21 protein-coding genes and 1 pseudogene are annotated in these 23180 nt (G+C 36.4%); 13 read left to right on the plus strand and 9 right to left on the minus strand.

All coding sequences use genetic code 11. The features are described from left to right. Positions 1–21: 21 nt before the first annotated feature. The 10 genes from HMPREF0013_RS06805 to HMPREF0013_RS06850 all read left to right on the plus strand — a co-directional run bounded on the left by HMPREF0013_RS06805 (position 22) and on the right by HMPREF0013_RS06850 (position 11969). Positions 22–1416 (plus strand): methylenetetrahydrofolate reductase C-terminal domain-containing protein, encoded by a 1395-nt coding sequence (locus HMPREF0013_RS06805; RefSeq protein WP_025464087.1) that lies wholly within the window; start codon positions 22–24, stop codon positions 1414–1416. 166 nt (positions 1417–1582) lie between these two features. Then, positions 1583–1705: a hypothetical protein gene (locus HMPREF0013_RS25400; RefSeq protein WP_000737387.1), complete on the plus strand. Its 123-nt coding sequence runs from the start codon at positions 1583–1585 to the stop codon at positions 1703–1705. Positions 1706–2433: 728 nt separating this feature from the next. After that, positions 2434–3495 carry an HlyD family secretion protein gene (locus tag HMPREF0013_RS06815; protein WP_002113588.1) on the plus strand — a complete coding sequence of 354 codons (1062 nt, stop codon included), beginning with the start codon at positions 2434–2436 and terminating at the stop codon, positions 3493–3495. A 24-nt stretch (positions 3496–3519) separates the two neighbouring features. Beyond that, positions 3520–5067, plus strand: coding sequence for a DHA2 family efflux MFS transporter permease subunit (locus HMPREF0013_RS06820; RefSeq protein WP_002113612.1), 1548 nt, complete (start codon positions 3520–3522; stop codon positions 5065–5067). 188 nt (positions 5068–5255) lie between these two features. Further along, the gene (locus tag HMPREF0013_RS06825) at positions 5256–6044 is read left to right on the plus strand and encodes a hypothetical protein (RefSeq protein WP_170248859.1); all 789 of its coding nucleotides are present in this window, start codon (positions 5256–5258) and stop codon (positions 6042–6044) included. Further along, complete coding sequence (locus HMPREF0013_RS06830) at positions 6041–7627, plus strand: GH3 family domain-containing protein (protein WP_002113605.1); 1587 nt, start codon at positions 6041–6043, stop codon at positions 7625–7627. The genes HMPREF0013_RS06825 and HMPREF0013_RS06830 overlap by 4 nt, the downstream gene beginning before the upstream one ends. Further along, positions 7624–8937: a TolC family protein gene (locus HMPREF0013_RS06835; RefSeq protein ID WP_002113547.1), complete on the plus strand. Its 1314-nt coding sequence runs from the start codon at positions 7624–7626 to the stop codon at positions 8935–8937. The genes HMPREF0013_RS06830 and HMPREF0013_RS06835 overlap by 4 nt, the downstream gene beginning before the upstream one ends. A gap of 7 nt (positions 8938–8944) precedes the next feature. Continuing rightward, the gene (locus HMPREF0013_RS06840) at positions 8945–10108 is read left to right on the plus strand and encodes a hypothetical protein (protein WP_002113689.1); all 1164 of its coding nucleotides are present in this window, start codon (positions 8945–8947) and stop codon (positions 10106–10108) included. Positions 10109–10340: 232 nt separating this feature from the next. Then, positions 10341–11312 (plus strand): 5'/3'-nucleotidase SurE, encoded by a 972-nt coding sequence (locus HMPREF0013_RS06845; protein WP_080549270.1) that lies wholly within the window; start codon positions 10341–10343, stop codon positions 11310–11312. Positions 11313–11324: 12 nt separating this feature from the next. Further along, the gene (locus tag HMPREF0013_RS06850; protein ID WP_002113665.1) at positions 11325–11969 is read left to right on the plus strand and encodes a hypothetical protein; all 645 of its coding nucleotides are present in this window, start codon (positions 11325–11327) and stop codon (positions 11967–11969) included. A gap of 34 nt (positions 11970–12003) precedes the next feature. On the opposite strand, the gene HMPREF0013_RS06855 is transcribed toward HMPREF0013_RS06850, so the two are convergent. Then, positions 12004–12444 carry an HD domain-containing protein gene (locus HMPREF0013_RS06855; protein ID WP_002113589.1) on the minus strand — a complete coding sequence of 147 codons (441 nt, stop codon included), beginning with the start codon at positions 12442–12444 and terminating at the stop codon, positions 12004–12006. 804 nt (positions 12445–13248) lie between these two features. On the opposite strand from HMPREF0013_RS06855, the gene HMPREF0013_RS06860 reads away from it, so the two are divergent. Continuing rightward, positions 13249–13797 (plus strand): TetR/AcrR family transcriptional regulator, encoded by a 549-nt coding sequence (locus HMPREF0013_RS06860; RefSeq protein WP_002113874.1) that lies wholly within the window; start codon positions 13249–13251, stop codon positions 13795–13797. 66 nt (positions 13798–13863) lie between these two features. Here the strand turns inward: HMPREF0013_RS06860 and HMPREF0013_RS06865 are convergent, their stop codons facing one another. The 6 genes and pseudogenes from HMPREF0013_RS06865 to HMPREF0013_RS06890 all read right to left on the minus strand — a co-directional run bounded on the left by HMPREF0013_RS06865 (position 13864) and on the right by HMPREF0013_RS06890 (position 19086). Next, positions 13864–14214 (minus strand): hypothetical protein, encoded by a 351-nt coding sequence (locus HMPREF0013_RS06865; protein ID WP_002113799.1) that lies wholly within the window; start codon positions 14212–14214, stop codon positions 13864–13866. After that, positions 14193–14624 carry a hypothetical protein gene (locus HMPREF0013_RS06870; protein ID WP_225247869.1) on the minus strand — a complete coding sequence of 144 codons (432 nt, stop codon included), beginning with the start codon at positions 14622–14624 and terminating at the stop codon, positions 14193–14195. Before HMPREF0013_RS06870 ends, HMPREF0013_RS06865 begins: the two co-directional genes overlap by 22 nt. A 199-nt stretch (positions 14625–14823) precedes the next feature. After that, positions 14824–15828, minus strand: coding sequence for a hypothetical protein (locus HMPREF0013_RS06875; protein WP_002113630.1), 1005 nt, complete (start codon positions 15826–15828; stop codon positions 14824–14826). Between the two features lie 276 nt (positions 15829–16104). Next, positions 16105–16782, minus strand: a pseudogene (locus HMPREF0013_RS06880) (alpha/beta hydrolase family protein); the annotation flags it as partial. Between the two features lie 122 nt (positions 16783–16904). After that, the gene (gene adeT1 / locus HMPREF0013_RS06885; RefSeq protein WP_002113835.1) at positions 16905–17900 is read right to left on the minus strand and encodes a putative multidrug efflux protein AdeT1; all 996 of its coding nucleotides are present in this window, start codon (positions 17898–17900) and stop codon (positions 16905–16907) included. A 172-nt stretch (positions 17901–18072) separates the two neighbouring features. Next, a complete protein-coding gene (locus HMPREF0013_RS06890) occupies positions 18073–19086 on the minus strand; it encodes an AraC family transcriptional regulator ligand-binding domain-containing protein (protein ID WP_025464089.1) in 1014 nt (337 codons plus the stop codon). A 268-nt stretch (positions 19087–19354) separates the two neighbouring features. On the opposite strand from HMPREF0013_RS06890, the gene HMPREF0013_RS06895 reads away from it, so the two are divergent. Then, positions 19355–20359 (plus strand): lipase family alpha/beta hydrolase, encoded by a 1005-nt coding sequence (locus HMPREF0013_RS06895; RefSeq protein ID WP_002113633.1) that lies wholly within the window; start codon positions 19355–19357, stop codon positions 20357–20359. A gap of 114 nt (positions 20360–20473) precedes the next feature. Further along, positions 20474–21445: a lipase secretion chaperone gene (locus tag HMPREF0013_RS06900; protein ID WP_044119330.1), complete on the plus strand. Its 972-nt coding sequence runs from the start codon at positions 20474–20476 to the stop codon at positions 21443–21445. Between the two features lie 115 nt (positions 21446–21560). On the opposite strand, the gene HMPREF0013_RS06905 is transcribed toward HMPREF0013_RS06900, so the two are convergent. Together HMPREF0013_RS06905 and HMPREF0013_RS06910 are read right to left on the minus strand one after the other, a co-directional pair. Then, complete coding sequence (locus HMPREF0013_RS06905; protein ID WP_002113647.1) at positions 21561–21797, minus strand: VF530 family DNA-binding protein; 237 nt, start codon at positions 21795–21797, stop codon at positions 21561–21563. A gap of 1130 nt (positions 21798–22927) precedes the next feature. After that, positions 22928–23180 (minus strand): IS30 family transposase (locus tag HMPREF0013_RS06910; RefSeq protein ID WP_029766663.1); only part of this gene is annotated, 253 nt, incomplete at its 5' end.

Below are 23180 nucleotides of genomic sequence, written 5' to 3' on the forward strand. Positions count from 1 at the left end.
GTTTTGATCAGCGCTTTGCCTATGTCACACATTTCTCCCTGCTTCCAGCAAAACCAGTTTTTTGTGTTGGTGGAATACCTCACTTCACTACATGAAATTTATCCTGTAAGACATGAGTTTGCAGGGTATCCGGCTGCAATGACATTGGCAGATCGTGTACATTCAGATCATGATATTGCGCCGCTTGAAGCCAGTAAAAGTTATCCTGACATAATTGATAAAGTCTTACACTTTTCAGGTAAGGCCCGAGACATACAAGACTTCGAGCTCTTTTTAGAACAAGCCAAGTCTGCCAATATTCAAAACTTGTTATTGCTTACAGGCGATAAACTTAAAGAGCATCATAATGGTCGAGATGGTCAGCCTCGTAGTCGTTACCTAGAGTCGGTAAACGCCGTAATGGCAGCTAAGCAACATGGTGGTTTTCGTATTGGCGTTGCCTTTAATCCGTTTAAATATGTCGAAGCTGAGCGTGATGCACAGTATTTAAAACTGCATAAGAAGATTAAAGCAGGTGCTGACTTTATCATTACCCAATTGGGCTATGACATTGAAGCCTTAAAACAAGCCAAATCATTTTTAACCAAGCATGATTATTCGCAGCAAATACTGGCTTGCGTCATGCCACTGACTTTAGGCCGTGCTAACTACATGGTAAAGCATAAAGTGGCAGGTATTGTGATTACTCCACACATGCTAAAAGTCTTGGCAGAGGAAAAACAGGCAGGGCATACAGACCGTGTTTATTTGCGCTGCGCTTTACAGATTTTAATATGTAAACACTTAGGATTTGCGGGTATTCATTTATCTGCTTGTCATAAGCCAGAAGAGCAAATGCTGCTTGAAAGTTACATCGAGCAATACAGACATCTTAACCTTAAGGCCTTAGAAGAGCTTTGGAGTTCACTTTGGCAAGTCAAGACAGGCAAAGAGTTTATCCCTGAAATTACGCGTTTTTCACGTCAGCCAACGTCTAAACAATTAATTAAATATCGCCAATTGCATGTTATGCATGAAGCAATGTTTGGATCAAAAATTGCTAAAGGCGTTGGACGGTTTATTTTTAAAGCGTCCTTTTGGGAAAACTCTTTAGTAGCTAAAGTATTAATTAAAACAGAAGTGCTGAGTAAACATAGCCTAGTCGGTTGTGAAAGCTGTGGTCAGTGTCGCCTAAGCGATACTTTATATATTTGCCCTGAAACGTGTCCAAAAGGTTTAGCCAATGGGCCCTGTGGCGGAACAACTTTAGACCGCTGTGAATTTGGTGACCGTGAATGTATTCACTCAGTCAAAGCAAGACTTGCAAAAGCAGTTGCACAAACTGAAATACTAAAAGAGAAATTGATTCCAACGGTACCACTTGAAACGAGAGGGACCAGTTCTTGGAAAAACTGGTATTTAGCAACAGAAGCTTAAGTTCTGTACTAACCCGTGATTTGAATTTGTTAAAAAATCAATGATAGGCTAAAGCACGGCAATAATTTAAAAATAACAATCGATTGCCTTAATTATGTCCAATCAAAGTGATCACCTAGGAGTATACTTAAAGCAAATCTTTTGCGTTAAAGGAAAGGCTGTCTCAATGAAAAAATTGGTTGCTGTACTTACTGTAATTGTTGTTTTAACTGGATGCGTTTACGACCCTGTTAATTACAACAAAATACACGACCAAGAGTTCCAAGATCACCTCAGGCAAAACGGTTAGTAATAAAAAGCCCACTCAATGAGTGGGTTTTCATTTGGAATAACTTTAGAAGAAATTTTTAAGGGTTTATATAAGTAAAAGATCACTTAAACCACTATTTTTAAAGGTTTGTTCGGCTTTTAAAAAAGGGTTTGAAATTATTTTATCTGGAAAATATAAGTCATTTTAGTCATCAGGATGACTTATTTATCAAAAATATCGTTTATTTATTTTATGGATATTGTTATTTTTGAAAAATATAATATTTATAACTTATATATATTTTATATTTATAAGTATAACAACTTTGATTGTTAACTCATTTTTAAATTAAATATTGTTTTAATTAATAATACTTAATGATTACATAATAAAACTTATTTTTAATGTTAGTGAAATAAATCACTCTATTCAAACATATATCTCTATTTGTTACTATTCTTATAAATTATTTATTAACAAATACTTATCTTTGTTTTTTTGAGATTTTTTTAACCAAAAATCTCCACAAATTAGAATTACATAATTTTTTAATATAGTTTATATAATATGTTTTATTGACATAAATAGAAAAAATATCTGGCAAATAGGTCAATGATATTTAATTCACTTAAGAACCATAATTTGCACCAAATTTTACGCTGTCACGATTCATTGAATAAAACCAAGTGAAAAGTTACGTAAAAAAGAAACCAATAATTTTATTGGCTTAAATAAAAAATCGAATATTACAAATAAGCGGAATGAATATGGATAACGTAGCTCAGCTAGAAACTGATACTAATTTCCAAAGTCGAAAGAAAATAACTTGGGGTGTTTTTAGTGTCCTGCTGTTATTTTTAGTTGCTGGTATTTTATATTATTTTTTTATATATCGATTCTATCAATCTACGGATAATGCTTATGTGCAAGCCGATGTCACGTGGGTGATGCCAAAGATTTCGGGCGAAGTGATGGAATTATTAATTAATGATAATCAGGTAGTAAAAAAAGGGGAAACTTTAGCAGTATTAGATCACCGCGATTATCAAGCTCGTTATGATCAAGCTCGTTCAGTAGTTAGCTTGAAAGAAGCTGCACTGGGTGTACAACAACAAAATGAAAAGTCTGCCAAGTCTTCAATTATTGAAGCTCATAGTGGCGTAGTGGCAGCACAAGCTGATTTAACTCGTTTAAGAAAAGAGTTTGAGCGTTATCAAGATTTATTAAAAGATGGGGTGATTACCCGACAAAACTTTGAAGGGGTACAGTCTCAATATTTAACGGCGCAAGCTCAACTCAGCAAAGCGCAAGCCGCCGTAAATGCGGCAGAAGCTCAGTTGGGGAGTTTACAAGCGAGTCGAGCGCAGCTTCTAGCAGATATTCAAAGTGCCAATGCAAACTTAAACCTGTATCAGGTCGATTTGGCTTCATCAAAGGTGGTCAGCCCTGTAAACGGTAAGATCGGTAGCCTTGCAATCCAGAAAGGTTCACGTGTTTCTCCGCAAACCCGCTTAATGGCGATCATTCCTGAAAATAGTTTGTATGTACAAGCAAACTTCAAAGAAACCCAAATTGAAAAAATGCATATTGGGCAGAAAGTTGAATTAAAACTTGATGCTTACCCAAGCCTGACCTATAGCGGAAAAATTGAGAGCTTTTCACCAGCTTCAGGCGCGACTTTCTCACTTATGCCACCAGACAATGCCACAGGCAACTTTAACAAGGTTGTTCAGCGTATTCCTGTACGTATTGCCATAGATTCAAGCCCACATATTGATTTGATAAAACCTGGAATGTCGGTGAGTGCCACCGTTGACCTAAGAACTTAATAATAAAATTTTAGGTAATAACCAATGAATAAGCACCTTGAGGCCGAGTGGAGATTCCCAGCAAAAACTGCATGGGCAATTTTTGCTGCCATGATTTTTGGTAACTTCATGGCGATTCTTGATATTCAGATTGTGGCGAGTTCTCTAAACGAAGTTCAAGCTGGCATGAGCGCAAGTCGTTACGAAGTCACTTGGGTGCAAACGGTTTATTTAATTGCCGAGATTATTGCAATTCCAATGTCGAGTATTGTCTCGCGGGTGCTTTCAACACGGGTGTATTACACCATCTGTGCAATTGGTTTTACGGTCAGTTCGTTACTTTGTGCCTTGGCATGGAACTTAGAAATTTTACTGGTGTTCCGTGGCATTCAAGGCTTTATGGGCGGCGGCATGATTCCGACTTCCATGACTGCCTTGTACTTACTTTTTCCAGAACCAAAACGTTCATTGCCATTGGTTATGTTTGGCATGATCAGTACTTTAGGGCCTGCGATTGGCCCCACCATTGGCGGTTGGCTCACTAATAACTTTTCGTGGCACTGGATGTTCCTGATTAATATTATTCCGGGCATCATCATTGCTACAGTCATTTACTCAGGCCCCAATATCGATCGTGCCAACTATTCACTCATCAAAAGTATGGACTGGTTCAGTCTAGTCGGTATGGCGATGTTTTTGGGTGGACTTGAATATTTCCTTGATGAAGGCGCACGACATGACTGGCTTGCAGACACAGGTGTTCGTATTGCTTTCATGATCTGCGTTGTGGGCGGCATGATTTTCTTTTCTAGAAGTTTTACCCAGCCTAAACCTTTGCTCGATTTATCCGTATTTAAAAATAAAAACTTTACCTTAAGTGCAATCACAACGTTTGTGATTGGCATGGCGCTCTATGGCTTGGGTTACATGATTCCCGTATTTCTTGGGCAAGTCCGTGAAATGAATAGTAGCCAAATTGGTCACGTCATGATGGTGACAGGCATTGTCATGTTCTGCTTTGCGCCATTTCTTGCATGGCTTATTCCCAATTTCGATACCCGAAAAACCGTATTTGTTGGAATGATTCTGGCGGGCTTTGGTGTTTGGCTCAATTCACATTTGAGCATTCATAGCGATTACGACTTTATGTTTTGGCCGCAAATTTACCGTGGTATTGGTCTCATGATTTGCCTGATTGTGGTGTCGCATTTAGCCATGAGTACTTTGCCGCTGAGTAAAGTGGCTGATGCCAGCGGTATTTATAACCTGATGCGTAATATCGGCGGTGCGGTTGGACTAGCTCTCATTAACTCATCTTTAGACTGGCTAACTGCGCTACATGTCACCCAGATTAATCAGTCGATGACACCGCAAAACTGGATATTTACAGAACGACTCGACCAACTCACGGCGCAATATCAAGAAGTTGGCTCAAATGCCCAGCAAATCGCGCTCAGTGTGATTTACCGCGACATTCATTTTCAGGCTCTGACATCGAGCTTTAATGATCTATTACGCATGCTCGCAATCATTATGTTTGTGACCGCATTTTTAACTATCTTTATGGATCGGGGGAAGAAAATGAATATGTAGATATTTAAAAATAAAGGCAGCTTTCAAAGAATGAAAAACAATAGGGCATATCAAAACGTATCCCTTCATAGAAAAAGAACATTGATCTGAGTTTTCTAAAAATCGGTTGATGAGATCGGGGAACTCACAAATTAGAGGTGGAAGGTTAAAGGATTATGATTAATACAACGTATAAACTAATTTCAAAATTGAACCTGAAAAACACGACTTATGGTCAATATTTTGAAAAAGAGCAAATCGATACTGAGCGATTAAAAGTGATGTATTCCATTTACGAACAGTATTATGAAAATACGAGATTTTCTATTTTCGTAGATGATTTCCAAAATAAAAGCGGTGCGATCTTAATTTTTGACTCTGAAACAGATGAGATTGTCGGTTTCTCGACTGTGGTGGTGCAGCATTTCTACTTAAACGGTAAGGACTACACCGTGTTGTTTAGCGGTGACACGGTTATTTTGAAGAAGTTCTGGGGCACGCGTAGCTTACAAAGTACCATGCTCAAGCTCATGATTAAGCTTCGAATCAAATATCCATTTAACGAACTCTATTGGCTCCTCATTTCTAAAGGTTATAAAACCTACTTACTGCTCGCCAATAACTACTATGTCTATTACCCAAATATTAAAGACGAAAACCAGCATCTTTCGGAAGTCGTTGAGCACTACTGTGAAAAATTCTTTGGGGAGTACTACGACCGTGAAGCTGGCCTTTTAAATTTTGGCGATGACTATCAACCATTAAAAGGTGAAGTCGCACCAATTACTGCCGAAATGAGAGAGAAAAACCCAAATATTCATTTCTTTGAGCAAAAAAATCCGACATGGAAAGCTGGCACAGAACTACCGTGTATTGGCCGTCTTGGATGGAAAGACATAGCCCGTTTCCCCGTAAAGCTGATGACTAAACCGACCAGTAAAGGAAAGTTTGAAGCATGCGTAACCCATAAAACAAAACGTAGAGAGGCCATCCAATGAAAACTAATGAATGGCTAACTTTGGGTTCGCATCTGATTTTAAAAAAATGGTGTGATGCATCTGACCGTAATTTTCAAAAACAATTTAATGCCTTAGAGACCACGCAACGTCAAATTTTGCATTCGATATTACAGACTTCGACCTTTGCTAAAGATAAGAAAGTTCAAAACTATGAGCAGTTTGTAAAAGTATTTCCTGCAACACGTTACGGTGCATGGCGAGAAGACATTCAGCGTTACCGTGAACAAAAGCTTTCACTATCTAGCAGTAAGTTAGTTCGTTTCCAGCCGACCAGTGGTTCGAGTGAGCAAATCAAGTTTATTCCATACACCAAGTTATTTTTAGATGAACTTGACCATGCAATTGCGCCGTGGATGGCGAGTTTATACCGTAAATGCCCACAGTTGAGTTCGGGCACACACTACTGGTCGGTGTCGTGGTTACCTGAAAGCCAGCGTGAAGTTTTAAAAGACAAAAACCTAAATGATGATAGTGCGCTACTTGGTGTAGGCAAGCGAATTTTATCTAAGTTTACTCAAGCGGTTCCAAGTAATGTTGCCTTTGCAGCAAATGCTGACGATGCACTGTTTGCCACCATTTGCTACTTGGTGGCGAACCGTAACTTAGCCATGATTTCGGTGTGGAGTCCAACTTTCGCGCTGCAATTGCTGGAACGTTTGGAGTTGCTACAACAAGACGTGATTGAGGTTTTACAAAGTGGTTCATGGGGTAACCGTCAGGCTTCATTAAAAGAAGTGACTGCACCGCGTAGCTCTGAAAGTGCTCAAGCCTTAATTGCAAGTTCAAACGGCACACAGATCGACTTTAAAAAGCTCTGGCCAAAGTTAAGTCTGGTTTCGAGTTGGGACACCGCAGGTTCAAAAGCTTGGGCGGAGAAATTAAAAGAGAAATTGCCCAGTGTTCAGTTTGAAGGTAAAGGACTATGGGCGACGGAAGGTGTAGTGACTATTCCCTATAATGACCAATACCCATTGGCCTACCAAAGTCACTTCTATGAATTTGAATATTTAGAAGGCGATAAACAAGGGCAAATCATTCCGTCGTGGCAGCTTAAACAAGGTGATGTGGTCAGCCCGCTCATTACTTCGGGTAATGGCTTACTTCGCTACTGTTTGGATGATTGCTTACTCGTTACTGGCTTTATAGAGCAAATTCCGTGTTTTGAGTTCCAAGGCCGTCGTTTTGGGGTAGATCTGGTCGGTGAAAAACTCGCACCTGAAACCGCTCAGCAATTATTGTCACAGTTAAATGAAACCGAATCGAAAGCGATTTCTTTACTCGCAATTGATACGCAGCAACAGGTTAAACCATTTTATTGCGTGCTTTTTGAAGGTGAAATTCATCACAGCATTAGCAATGAATATATCGATAGTATTTTGCGTCAAAACTTCCACTACGAACTTGCACGAAACTTGGGGCAGCTCGACCAGCCTCAAATTCGCCAAGCCAATAATGGCTGGAATGCCTATAAAAAACTGGTCATGTTTGATGGCATTATCGAAGGTAATATCAAGCCTGAGCCACTCAAAAAAGTCACCCTCAATAGTTTGGAACAACTATGAAAGGGATGAAGCCATTTAACTCTCGGTTTTTAACACTTCGACACGCCTTGTGTCTAGGCGTGTTGTTGGTGTCGAACACACATGCCATGACTTTAGACGAGGCTTTATATGCCAGTTTAAGGCATGAAAGTCAGCTTGAAGTGAGCCGTTTAAGTGTGAATCAGTCCACCGCTATGCTTGAGCAAGCTAAACAGCGTGATGGACTTAAAGTCAATTTAGTCGGCCAACTGGACTATGAAAGAATAGATACGCCTTCACACGTCCTATTTCCAACCGAAGGAAACCGTAAAGGACAAAGTTTGCAATTGCAGGCAGATTATCCGATTTATACCTCTGGTCGACACCGTTTAGGAATAGATATTGCCGAAAGTCAGCTTTCTGCACAAAACCAAGGTTTATCAGATCAACGGTCGGAAACCATTTTAAATACCGTAATGGTCTATACCGACGTATTAAAAAAGAAAGCCATTTTAGAACTCAGACAAAAGACTATGGCAAACCTGCAACGGTCTTTATATGAGTCGAAGCGCCGTTTTGACGTGGGTATGATTACCCGTGCAGACTTGGCTCAGGTTTTGGCGCAAGTCGCACAAGGCCAAGCCGATATTACACAAGCTCAATCTAACTTAACTGTAAGTGAAGCCCAGTTTTATCAAGTGACAGGTGTAACGCCTGATAACCTTGTCGCCATTAAACAGCTACCCGCTATTCCCGCGAGCTTAGATGAAATTTTGGCGCAAACCAAAAACCATCCAGCTTTAATGCGCAGTAAATACGAAAAGCAAGCTGCCGAAAAACAATATGCTTTAACTAAACGGGAACTCTGGCCAACAGTCATGCTGACCAGTCGTGCCGGAAAGCAAGATGAAGCGAGTTATATTGGTTCGGAAAGTAATAACTATATGGTCGGGGTACAACTTAATGTACCGCTCTATGATGATGGTTTAAATCGCGCCAATGTCAAAAAAGCACAGGCAGATATCGATCTGGCTCATCAGAAAATACGAAGTCTTGAACTAGACTTAAATAAGCGTACCCGTACGACCTATGCGCAGCTTCAAACCATTCGACAAAATAAAGAAGCATTGGCAAATGCCATAGAGGCTGCGTCTATTGCCTTTGTCTACACACGTAAAGAGTTTGATGTTGGCACCAAAACGACATTTGATTTGCTTAATACAGAGCAAAAGCTACTCGATGTACAAACCCAAAAAACCGTAAATGACCAAGACGAAGTGGTGTTTGTCTATCAGCTACTCGACCAAATGGGACGTTTAAACAGTTTGGTTCCCGTCCAGACCGCACAATAGGTGAATAATGAATAAAACAAATCCACCACTTGGTGACAGCACTCTCATTACCCGTGAAGCAACTTTGGCAGATGACGAAGCTTTGCGAGATTTAATCGCTGTACCCATGACCACCAAAGGCATACAAATTAGCTTTCAGCGCGAACCGAGCTATTTTAGAGCGTCCGACATTGTCTATCGACATAAATTACATGTCGTGATTGAAGACACTGAAAGCCAAAAGAAGCTCGCTTGTTATAGCAATGGTTACCGCCCGTGTTATGTCGATCGGAACATTCAAAACTTACGCTATGCGGGTGATTTGCGGGTAGATCACAACTACCGTGGTAAATCACTGGTGAAGGTTTTGGCTAAGCATGTAAAACAGACCATGCATGAACCGAACTATAGCCAAATGATTATTTTTGATGATAACCATGCCGCACGTGCAGCTATACAAACGGGTAAAACGGGAATGCCCGATTATTATGATGAAGGACTCATCGAAACACTAAGTCTGACTGACTTAGGCACAAAAAGAAAAATCACGGCTTTTTTAAAGCAAGTTGATAAACAGATTGATCTTCAAGAGATCCATAGTTGTGTCGCCGAAGCTCAGCACGTAGAGGCTATGAACCAGTTTATTGCCGACATGGCAGAGTTTTATAACTTTATTCCTGCCTATAACTTTGAAGAACTGGCTCAAGAGCATCAGTATTTTTTAGGGATAAAACTCTCAGACTTTTCACTTTATTTTAAGGGTGAAAAACTGGTGGGCATGTTTGGTTTGTGGGATCAACACAGTATTAAGCAAACCAAAATTTTACATTACAGCTCAGTCATTGGAATTTTTAGACCTGTTTATAACTTATTAACTCCGTTAACTAAGGGCATGCGCTTGCCTAAACTCGGTGACTCGATTCAGTACCATGTGTTACATACGCTTATGTGCCATCCAGAAGATTTGGCTTTGCATCATAAAATGCTCGAAGATGCCTATAACAAATCAAAACAGCAGGGCGTTGGTGTGGTGAGCTTTACGCTTTCCCATAAAGACCCGCGCTATCAGTTAAACCAGTTTTATAAAGGCGAACGCTTAACAGGAATGCATGGTTTTATTAGTTATGAAGGCGACCCAAGACCACATTTTGATAAAAACTTGATTCCATATTTAGAGGTTGGACGTATTTAATTTAAAGCTTGAAGTGATACTTTGAATGAAGCCCACGAGAGTGGGTTTTGTCATTTTGAATATGAGTGATGAAGTTGAAGGTCAGTTTATAAAAGAAAATATAGCAATAATTTATAATATAATTATTTAATTTTTAATGGAAAAGTATTTTAATTTTTATTGATGCGTAGTCACTAAACGTACATATAGCGCAACTACTATACAAATCGAAATTTAAGAACATGGTAGTTAAGTGATGAAAAAAAGTTTATTGGGCGGTCTTATTCTGTCTTTGTGTACAACTCCAGCTTTTGCGTTAAATATTTTATTGGTTAACGATGACGGTCTAACCAGTAATGTCAAAACACTCTATGATGAATTAAAAGCAAATGGTCATAACGTGCTTGTGTCTGTGCCGTGTTCACCACAAAGTGGTCGTGGTGGCGCAATCGTAATGTACAGCTCAACGACGATTACCGCGGATAACGATAAGCAAATTGCGGCCGAAAACGGTTGTCACAACGGCGCTGCACCAATTGGTGCACCTGCTGCTGGAATCTTTACCAAAGCGGGTTATACCAATGGCGACTGGAACTACGCGCATGGTACACCAGTCATGGCAACAGTTTATGGACTAGATGTGGTTGCGCCCAAACGCTGGGGTAAAGCGCCAGACTTAGTTTTATCTGGCCCGAATGAAGGTCAAAATGTCGGAAAAGTCGTTGTGCACTCTGGCACGATTGGCAATGTACAGTTTTCGGCAGGCCGCGGCATTCCATCAATTGCCTTAAGTGCAGATACCAACACGGTAGATGACAAAACTTTAAACAACCCTAACTCCGCAATTGTGGCAAAACAAACCGTAGTGTTATTAAAAGAATTACAAGCCAAGGCAGGCAAGGGCCAATTGTTGCCAAAAGGCATTACCTTAAATGTGAATTTCCCTAAAAATTTAACAACCAGCACACCTTTTGCTTTTTCAAAAATTGGGACGTATGACTTATATAAACTGAAATTCCAAGTGACCAAAGACAATAAAGGCAATAACCAATTTGGTTTAGGTATTGATGCGGCACCATCGGCTCCAACCGCTGCGCAAATGTCGGATGAAAGCGCCGTCATGCAAAGCAAAATTGCTGTGACTGCAATGCAAGTTGCTTACGATCAGCGACCAGCAGCTCAAGAATGGCTCAAAATTCGTTTAAAAAGCCTATTTAACAAGTAAGGGAGAAAGACCATGAAACGTTGTTTGTTGGTTTTACTTCTTGGGCTTGGATTGGCGGCTTGTAATGACAATGATCATGATGACCAAGTCTCAACTGAAAAACCTGCACTGGCTCCGAGCTTAGATGTCGGAACTTATATTATTAGTACCGAAACTGATCAAGAGTTGCCTATGGCGGGCAAATACTATTCTGGCGCTGACGGTTCTAAATTATTGGTTTTAGATGATGACGAAAACCGTGCCAAAATTGTGATGAGCTATGACGCAAAAAACAAAGCTTGGCAGAGCAATCAGTCTAACCAAGCGATGACCGTTGAATTGGCACATTATGAAAAAATTGATGATCAGAAAATTACGCTGAATCAATTGGTCGGCAATTACGATTTATCGTTTCCAGATGGAACAACGGTAAATGCCGAGGTCAATGCACAAGGCAAAATTGTCTCGAAAGACTCAAATTGTGTATTTACAGGTGTTATTACTGAAAGTGCATTAGCGAATACTGCAAACTATCAACTGACCGATAATAAGTGTGATGCGCTAAAAAATAATTCGAAAGGTTATGTTGTGGTAGATGAAGACTTAGAGCCTATGAGTTTTAGACTGGTATCTGACACGGTTGCCTCAAAAGATATTTGGGCATTTGCACAATCTTAAAAATAAAAAGGCAACGGATTCATTTCGTTGTCTTTTACCCCAACCTATCTTGCGCCGTTGAAACAGCTAACATGGTTTGAAGATAATAATCTACACGTGATTGATTATTTTCCTTATGTGAGTTATGCGCATTAAAGGCTGCATCATGAAGTTTTACGACTCGAGCGATCGGATTCAAACCACAACGAATTAAATATTCTTCGCGTGTTTCCGTTTCCCGTTTAGTTAATGCATCAACGGCATCACGGACTTCTTTTCCGAATAAACTTTCGATTTTGTCTAGCGTAAGGGGTGTGTCTTCAACGCTATCGTGGAGAAGGGCGGTAATAATATAAACTTCTGAAAATTGGTGCTCAATTAATGAGTTGACCACACCTTTAATATGGTAATCAAAGTAATCATGAGGACCATACTTTTGACCTTGATGCGATTCTTTTGATAATTTCTCTGCTAATTCAACTTTATTTTGAGTCATTTTTTGCTCTTATTACTTTAAGTATATGACACGGCCTAATTTGTGAGATGGGACGCTTAAGTCATAATTTTATACTGGATAGCGACTCTTAAAAACATCCCTTAATAACAGTAGTGTCTCTTTTTATTTATTCATTTTTAGTTGAGTTAGGACAATTCAGACTTTAAGTTTTTGAAATTTTAAACTTTAACTTAATGATATAAGGGTAGATTAAAAATATTACTTAAGAATTTCCTTAATTATGTAATTAAATGAAAAACAATAATTATTTAAATAATTTCTAGCCAATTTCACATTGACACCTTAAATATTGAAGATTAACATTTGGCTTCTGGCCTACATTGCCAGGCAGTTTTGACAGACTGCTATAGGACCGCATCGGGATTATTCCTTCCGAGGAATAGTTTTGTGTGTACTTCTCGTTCCCTCCCGTAGCGGTAGGACGGGAGAGGGACACCTTTGTGTGTGCTGGAGTCCTACCAGTCTGTCAACCCTCTTTCGTTCTGCCACCATAATTCTAATGCTTTGGCAGAACTCCATATATAAGGAGTTGGCTTTGTACATTCATCATTTCTTGGCAGCCATTGCCAAAAGCTATAACAACACAGCTTAAAACATTTAACGCAGCTTGATCGCCGTAAGGTTTTTTCAGGCTTTAGCTCGTTATTACTCAAAACTCAGACAATTAAAACTTGAGATGTGCTGCGCACAGTCTTCATGGCTTTGCTATGCCTTTTTTCTCCCAAAAGACAGCGGTTTTTATATCTCATTTACATACAACAATAATTTTATAACGGTAAAAATATGCCAAAAATAGTTCTCCCAACACGTGCAGTACAAGTCGTAAATAAATCAATTGAATTATTTCACTATAACGGGTTTCATCTGGTCGGCATCGACAGACTTGTGAAAGAGTGTGAAGTGACCAAAGCGACTTTTTATAACTACTTTCACTCTAAAGAACGGTTGATAGAAATCTGCTTGATTGTGCAAAAAGAACGATTAAAAGAAAAAGTGGTTTCAGTGGTTGAATATGATCGCAGCACAAGCGCAGCCGATAAACTCAAAAAGCTCTATTTTTTACATGCAAACCTAGACGGGCTGTATTACTTATTATTTAAAGCTATTTTTGAAACAAAACTAACCCATCCAAAAGCGTACATAACTGCCGTGCGATATAGAACATGGCTCATCAATGAAATATATAGTCTGCTTAGAGCACTTAACCCCGATGCTTCTTTTACCGATGCCAAATTATTTTTATATATGATCGAAGGCGCCATCATTCAGCGTTTAAGCTCCGATGAAGTTGATGAGAGAGTGGTTGAGGTGTTTTTGAGGGGGATGGGGTGAGGGGGAATAATTTTGAGTAGGCGGCTTCAACCAACTATAAAAGCCCTCTAAGGAGGGCTTTTATCTTTAAATTTCTTTCTTAAGTCTTATAACTTCTCTACTTATTTTCAAAATCGTGTCATTAATTTCTTTAGTATAATCATATTTAGTTTCTTCCTTTTTTCTTCCCATAAAGTGATTGCAGTAATTATCTAATTTGTCGCAAATTTGACGCATTTCAATTTCTGATTTTATCAAGAGTGGGTCTTCACCATATTTAGTTTGGTCCAGATGAAGCTGAAAGTCATATAAATCTTCAATGTTTTTTTCTAAAGTGATACCCACATTTTCAATTATTTTATCTAGTTTTGAAAAGTCTAAGTTAGTTTCATGAAAAAGCTTATCAATCAAGAATATTAAGTCACTGAAAATAAGCATATTTTTTTCATTTTTTTAATTATCTTTTGGAAAGATTCTAAGTTTTCTGAATAATCAGTTCCTATAATTCTCCTTGCACAGTAGTGTTGAAATAGGCTAAACCCATCATATTCTCGGCTTTTATGCCAACTGGTATGTAATTCACGTGTTTTGTCTAAAATTAACTCTATAAGTTGTTGAGACTTCTTATATGTTTCCTGATTACGCCATAATAAAAAACCAATAATAGCAATGATAGGCGTTAAAATAGTTGCTGTTATAGTTAGAATTTTATTTATACCATCTATACTAAAATTGCATTGTAAAGACTTTCCTTGACATATAGTCATATACTGAAAAAATCCGCAAACTATAAGAACACAAATATATACAAGCAAATAATATCCAACATATTTTTCAATTTCTTTCATTTGTGATTTCATAAAACTAAATTAATATCCTGATTTATGGTACTTTAATTCATACCACCTTTTTATTAAAAACTATTATCTTAGCTTATATCCTTGAATTTACTTTTGTAGCTGTCAGTTAAAGTTGGCCAAATGGCGCAGTATTGGCCAACTTTTTTATTGTATAAAACTCGAAATTATTTAATATTTTTTAAAGTAATTACCAATAACTTCCGGCTTCATCTGCTCTTATGCGGTCACATCTTAATTTAGTGCAAAAATGAATTTCAACTTGTCTTAAGAATACTGCAGAAGTTTTATCGCTTATGCCTCTAAAACGCATAGTATATTCAGCCATACGTGATTGCATCCTATGCCCATCAGTTAAATAACATAAACTTATTGGATCTGTGGTAAAAAAGTTCTCAATCTCCTTAAGTGTTTGTTTGAGATCATTTTCAAATCTATCCAGTGAATCTAGTTGAGCTAATATTGCTCCCGTTTTTCGTCTTAATTCAGCAGGACTAAATTCCTGACCATCGATTATTTGGTCAAAAAGTTTTACTGCATCTCTTAAAGCTTCATTTAACCATTTTACTTTTCTATCAGGGATATCAAGCTCTCTTTTATCAAAAAGAGATAAATGGGGAATATGTCCAATTTTATGGGTTGCTTGGTAAATTAATCTTTCTTCATCATCTTCTTCAAGTTCTACCCTAAATGTTTTGACTAAAATATTTGGTTTTTGTGCTTTATAACGGCGATTTAGCTCTTTTATTACATCTTCACCCAATTCAAAATTTAATCTTGCATATCCACTATGTACACTCTTAATTAATTCCTCTAAATCTTTAATTCGTTGGATATATTCATCTTTTCTATCAAGATAATCTTGTACTCGCCCTAATTTGGATTCAGCTTCTTTTGTCTTCTTGAATAGCCTAATACTACTCATTACATTTTCATGAGCTTGAAATTTATTCTGGGCGCAGTCTTTGCCCATTATACTTAAAGAACCGTCATTCAATGCGATTACATACCCATGGAAGTGGCCTTGACCACATTTACCATGTTCATCAGTTAAGCAACATTTTAGTTCTGCATCTCTTATTTCGTATTCTGCAATCACTTTAGAAAAGTTTAATGGGGTTATTGTTAAGTTTTCTTCATAACCCGATAAACTTAGTAATTCTTGGTGAGATTTAATTGTTGGATTTGAGCTCATGTTTCTCCTTTATATATTAATTAGAAGATTGCAGTATAATTAATATACTGCATAATAAATAGATATACATTTTTTGATGCAAGCTATTGATATATAAAATTTAGAGTGTTTTATTAGAAAAATATTAAAAATATTTTTGTCTTTAATTACCAATTGGCCCTAAAAGAGGGATCCTCTTTCGTATTAAGCTCAAATGAGAACTACGACGGCACAGCTATTTATTATAAGAGGCTTGGTTGAGGGCTGATATAAGGTATCTACAGAGCAGCCCATTTATCACTTAATTTCTATATTAAAAGTCTCTTCCAAAAATGAATCACTTTTAGTTTTCCACACATTAGCAGGCATAGGATGTTTAGCATCTTGAATAAGTTCTAGGGTGTTTGGAATATCTTTAAGGTCGAGTAATTGATGTAGCTGAATACTTTGCCTTGGGTCAACAATTGGGTCTTGGCTGCCAACCAATATAAGAGTAGGTGGATATTGAGACGAAATCGGTAGCGATGATCTAGCTGCGGATGCAGTTTCTATGTTTTTTTCAGCACTAATGGATTCATTTATTTCTTTCATTACATTTAATGGCAGTGTTCTACTGTTAGAACTCCACTGAGCATACATAGCTTTAAAATCATAAAATCCCGATATCAAAATCAAGGCATTTATCTTGCCTAAATTAGCTACAACATTTGCTATAGACGCACCACAGCTAATACCAACTACTGCAACTTTGTTTGGGTCCACATGTGGCTGTGATCGAGCAAAATTAATGGCTTGTACAAGATTATTTTGTGAGGCTTTACCACAAAAATCTGATTTTCCAGATGACTCACCGTATCCACTCATAGATACAGCAACACTGAAAAAGTTCTTTTTACTATATTCATTTAACAAGCCTGAACGTACAAAGGCTTTAGCACCTTGTTTATCTTTTTGAATACCATGTAAAAAGATAATTCTAACTATTGAAATTTAAAATCAATATATAAGTTACTTAATTAAATAAACACGGATATTCCAATAACATCCGTGTCAGAAAATTGGTTTAGGTTAATGGTGAAAGAGAAAAGCAACTTAATTTATTCATCGTTTAACGCACATTCAAAATTACTTGGGTTTTCTTTACATCTTACTTTTTTCAAAAAATTCATCATTTTAGGGTCGTAAATACCAGCCTTGGTTAGCTGTATACGTGCCTCGCGCATCATTTTCATATAGTTTACTTGTTCATTTTTAGGAATATCCATCCAATATTTTGAAGGAATATCACTTTCATATTTGGCAATAATGCCAAATGTTCTATTTAGTTGGCTGGCTACCCAAGTTCGAGACTTTTGCCCAAAACCTGCTGGAAACTGGTCTTTACGAATAATGAAATTTGCCGAAATTTGAGTTAAAGGAAAACGAACGATTGCTCCTTTTTCACCTAAACCTTTGTGTAATTCAAAAGGTTTAAATGCCACAATAGGAGCGGGCACAATATCAATTTCATGATTATTAAATTTTGAACCAGCATTGGTGACGTCTACAGATACAGCCTGACCGCCAACATGTTGAACAAGCCTTGGTTGGGCTTCATCATATTTAAATACCCCAATTTTTTTTCCAGCAGCTTTTGCAAGTGTATTGATACTTCTATCATTTATGAACAAATATGCAGGACCAATTGTGCCTAAACCTGCAATTTCGTAAGGACCTACCACCATGTTTTTTGCGGCAATTGGTGAAGACAACAGCTTATAGGCATTAATTGCCGTTTTCATATTTGTTAATGCGCCAACTGCATCTAAGGATCCTGTATATTTATTAAACTGACGGCCACGTAAACCACTAATAATAGCGCCATCACATTTTCCGACTTTTAAATCTTCAGCCGCAATTCGTTCATCTACATATGCTTTTAAAGATAAATCAGCTCCCCAATTTTTGGCTTCAAGCGCATAATCTTTGGCTAAAGCGAAAGCATCTCCCGATTTACCAATTGGGTCATATACACAAACGATTTGTTGTTTGGCATAAAGAGTTGTTGTTAAACAAGTACTTGTAATAAGTAAAATAACTTTTAAACGATCCATATTTAATTATCCATTATTTAAATTATAAAAATTATTCTATGAATCTGGCCTAGATTAGATATGGCATTTCAAGGAAAATATTTAGTGAAGAAGTCAAAAGTCAGTTTTGTAATTACTGAATGAACTAGAAAATTTTTCAGAAAAAACGAACCTGAAAAGTTTTAGTTGGGTATTACTCTATTTTTTTTCGTGCTCGATTAAAAATTGAAGTATTGGAGTAACCTAATTTCTTTGCTATTTCTTCTCGGCTTAACACTTGATTTTTAAGAAATTTAACCAATTTTTCCTCGCGCACTTCTTTATATAATTTTTGAAAGTTATAACCTTTTTCTTTAAGCATTCTTTGCAAAGTGCGTTTAGTTAAATTTAATTTTTTAGCAACTTGCTCAAGGTTCAATAGGCCATTTAAATCATCATATAGAGCATTTTTGACACGAAATTGAATTTCCTGAAATTTTGATATTTTATTTAATTCATTTTCACAAATCACTTGTAACTTTTTCGATGTTAACGGGTCAGCCATAATGAGCGGGTTATTCAGAATATGGCTAGAAGTTATAAGGCAGGTATTTTTTTGATTATAGTTTATTTTTTCAAATGTCGAGCTTAAAAGGTCGTGAAAGTGTGTGAAATATTGAGGGCATTCGCATTCTAAATTAATGATAGGTTTAAATGAAGGGAAGAAAATTCGAGCTAAAGAAACAAACCCAACTAAAAAAAATCCGAAACAAAACTCATAAGCTGCCACATCTAAAGGGTTATTCCAGTCTAGTGTTCCATCTTCATAAGTGATTTCATAATAACTTAAATCTTTTTCTACATATAAATCTAAGTTTATAAAAGTACACTGTATTTTTACAAATTTATTGATGGTTTCTAGAGCATCCTTGACATCATTAGATATAACAGCAGTTAAACCTAATAAGCCATGTGAGCTAATTTTTAACTCTTTGGCCGCATAAAATCCAAGACCAGGCTCTTGAGTTAAAGTTATACAATTTCTAATAACGGTTTTAAAGTCAGAAATATTAACCTTATAATTCAATTCATTTAGTCGATCTAAATCAATATTTGTATTTAAGAAAATATCATTCGGATTAATATTCCACTTTTGCACAAGTTGTGAAAGTAAATGAACATATGAACCTAAAATAAAATGCTCGGTACTATGTCTAGGAATACTCATTTTTTGCAGAAAATCCATTTTTAGGCTGTATTTAATGAAAAAATAAGATATTGCTAGCAATTTGAAAACATACATTCATCCGATTTTTAGTCTTTTTCTAGTTTTTTGTCGCCTAATGTACTGTTTTGGCACGTATTGTTCAGGCCGTTCTATAGGCAATAATAAAAAAGCTCAGTATATTTTTTTTAACTCTTAAGTATATGTAAATTGAATATTTGAGAGTGCAGGGACATTAATTTAAAAAAAATGAAAAAGCTTGGAGCTTAGGATGAAAAAGAAATATAGGAATGCTGTAATTCTTACATTCAGTTTATTTATTAGCGGTGGAGCTGTGGTAAATGCAGCAAGTACCACCAAGTCTTCTTGGCTAAATTGTAATGTAAATTCATGTACCGAAGGAGGCAGCGCCACTGTAAAATCCAGTTATGCAAAAACGAAATACCCAATTATATTGGCTCATGGAATGGCAGGTTTTTCTGCTGTTGGCCCTTTGCAGTACTGGAATGGTATTACTGAAGATTTGGTCGCTAATGGAGCTAATGTATATGTGGCTCAACAAGCTTCATTTAACTCTTCTGAATTACGTGGTGAGCAATTACTTTTACAAGTTAAACAAATTTTAGCAATTACAGGTGCAGAAAAAGTTAACTTAATTGGTCATAGCCATGGTAGTCAATCTGTTCGTTATGTGGCTGGATTAATTCCTAATAAGGTTGCTTCTGTTACCTCAGTAGGAGGGCCGAATAAAGGTTCACCTGTCGCTGATTTTGTTTATAACTTAACTCAATCACCTATAGCTCCAATATTAGATCCAGGAGTTTCTTCGGCAGTTAACGTCTTTTTTTCTTTAGTTGGTATTGGTTCAGGCCATTATTATGATCAAAATAGTGTTGCTGGTTTATATTCCTTAACTACAGCGGGTGCAGCCGACTTCAATAGACGTTTTTCTGCGGGTGTGCCAGTTACAGAGTGTGGCTCAGGTGATGAACTTGTTAAAGGTGTTCGTTACTATTCTTGGGGTGGAACAAGTCCTGCCACTAACATATTTGATCCATTTGATTCAGGATTATTGGCTTTATCTCTACTTATACCGAGTCAAAGTGATGGCTTAGTCTCTAGATGTTCAAATCATCTTGGTACAGTCATTCGTGATAATTATGCTTTTAATCATCTCGATGAAGTTAACCAGACGCTTGGTTTAGTTGGTTTCTTACAAAATCCTGTCACACCATACCGTTTACAAGCCAACCGTCTTAAAAACTTGGGGCTATAGTTTAAGTATTAAAGGAGCTTAAGGCTCCTTTAGCAAAATTATTTTGAATTAAAAAAGTAAAAATGTGAGATAACGGTCTTGAAGAGTAGAGTATTATTCGTAGTTTTTATTGTGATGTGTTTGGGCTTAGTCTATTGGTTTTTTAAACCAGATCATCAAACTTTAACGAATTCAAATAGTAATGAAACAGAGTCTTATACTGAATCTAAATATAGTCAAACAAGTGCTAGTCAAAATAAAAATGCACCTCAACTATCAGCTTCACTACAGGGAACAGAAATTGATTGTCCAATTCAAGTTGATAAACAAGGAAAATTAATTTTAACAGTTGGAATACGAAGTTGTTTTGATTACTTTTTTTCAAGTTTAGGTGAAAAAAGTGAAAATGAGCTTATATCTAATATTCGTCAATATTTAACATCAAACTTGCCAGCTGAGGCTGCTAAATATGCAATATATTTATTAAACCAATACGTGGCGTACAATCATGCTTTAAAAAATCTAACACCAGAAAGTAACTTTTCAGCCACTGACTATAATGCATATCAACGCTTAGTAAATCAGATCAATGGTTTTCAGCAGAAATATTTCAAGCCTGAAGAGATCAAAGCATTGTTTGGTAATGAAAGAAATCTCAATCAATTCAATATTGATCAGATGAGAATTTACGCAGATAAGTCTTTAAGTACGGAAGAAAAAGCCACTCAAATATCACAATTAATTGACAAACTTCCTGAAAATTTAGGGCCAGGTGTAAAAACTGCGATGCAATTTCAAGAATTGCAGCAACTTACTCAAGAAATTAAAGGCAAAGGTGGAACAGCTGAAGATATTAGAACTATGCGAGAAAATTTGTTAGGAACAGAAGCTGCACAACGTTTGGAAAAAGTTGACCAAGAAGAAGCTGTATGGGGGCAACAAGTAAACAGTTATTTAAATGAGAGAGATCAGATTTTACAAACTGGAATGAGTAATGAAACTAAGCAACAGTCTGTTCAGGAATTAAGAAAAAAATATTTCGGTACAAACGAAGAGCAATTAAGAGCGCAAGCTTACGAAACGATGCATGATCAAAAGAATAATTAAGTGTACGAACTTTAAAAGCTTTAAGCTCTCATAGAAAACGATGAGAGCTTAAATTAAATCAGAAAGTACTCTAAGAAATTTGATACTCAAAAGGCTGAGGTTAGGATTTTGATAGCTACGATTTTTGTTTGGCTTTTTGGCGTAAGACATACAAATATAAGCTTTCTACTTTTTCACGTGCCCATGGTGTGGTACGTAAGAATCGCAATGATGATTTAATACTTGGATCTATGCAAAAACATCTAATTTCAATTTTACGACTTAAGCCTTCAAATCCACCGTAGTAATCCAATAATTCATCCAAAATGTCAGCAAGTTTTTTGCCGTGTAAAGGGTCATTGGAGGCGTTCATAATAGATCAACAATATTTTGGGAGTCCATTATTATAACCTGAGCTAGGTGGAAAATGAGAGGGTTGGAATTTAAGCAGGTAGCCCGCATAAGCCTGTACTAATGTTGAGAAATCACAGATTTTATCGTATTGATAACAGCGATATTGGAATTTACCAAACCAGTTTGGTATGATGCCGGCAGTGGTTGGTAGCGACTTAAATTGCTTGAGCAACAGATGCAGTTGAACAAGCTTTTAATAATTCAGTGTAGTGAAGCATAAACGGTGTGGTAGCAACGTAGAGTAGCCAGAGCCTTATATATGGTAGTAGTTTTCCAAATCTTTTATTTAACATAATATACATTATGCGAACAGTTGTATAATTCAATATTGCCCCATAGCTTGGTAGCTATCTTTCATTTGTTTGTAGTGCTTATTTCTTTCTAGCTATTGCGGTACTTTTAGCTATGTGGAATGAATTTTTATTCTAGTTAAATTCAGCACTAGCATCTTCTGACGTTGCTATTGATAGATAATAAATAGGATTTATAAAATCTAATTAAATAGAAATTATGATTAGGTTTGGCTAATAATCGCTTGTTTGATTTTTATTGAGCTTTTTCTCTACCTAGAGCTCCTAGAAATTAAAACTATATCTCGCTAGAATATTTTCCTAAAATCTTTAAAGTCTATGCTAAATTCTAATTTATTAACTCTGATATGCTCAAATCCGCAATATAAAGCAAATTTAATTACGGATTGGTTGAGTAATGTATATTTAGTCACATTTTTATTGAAATCTATATTTTATTTCTCAGTAATAATTTTGAAATATAAATTATAAATTAAAAAATGAATTATATTTTTATTAAATATTTTAATGTATATCATGCTGTTTTAATTTGCAGTCTGTTTTTTTATTAATCATTATTTTTTAAATTTTTAAAAATAACAATGACTTAATATTGTTTTGGTGGTTTTATTATTAATAAATTTTTAGAAATTATAACTATTGCATTATTTAAAGTATTTAATGTGATTTATATCACGTATAAATTAATAATTTTTTATTATTTAAAGCTTAATGATTGTTTTTAAATTAAAAATAAGGTATCAAATATATATAAACTATTTTATAAATAGGGGCGAATTCAAACATGAGGTGCGACAGTTTGAAAAGTCTTATGATAATCAACAAGCTGAGCAAATTTCTCTAATGGTGTAAGCCAATCTAACGCTTTTCTAGGACGAGTATTCAGTGACATGGCAACTTGATTTAAATAATGCTGATCTGCCTGATTTAAATCAATCCCTTTAGGTAAATATTGCCTAATTAAACCATTCATATTTTCGCATGTGCCTTTTTGCCAGGGTGAATGTGGGTCACAGAAATATACATCTATG

The organism is Acinetobacter sp. SH024, from assembly GCF_000163635.1.
Classification (GTDB): Bacteria; Pseudomonadota; Gammaproteobacteria; order Pseudomonadales; family Moraxellaceae; genus Acinetobacter; species Acinetobacter pittii.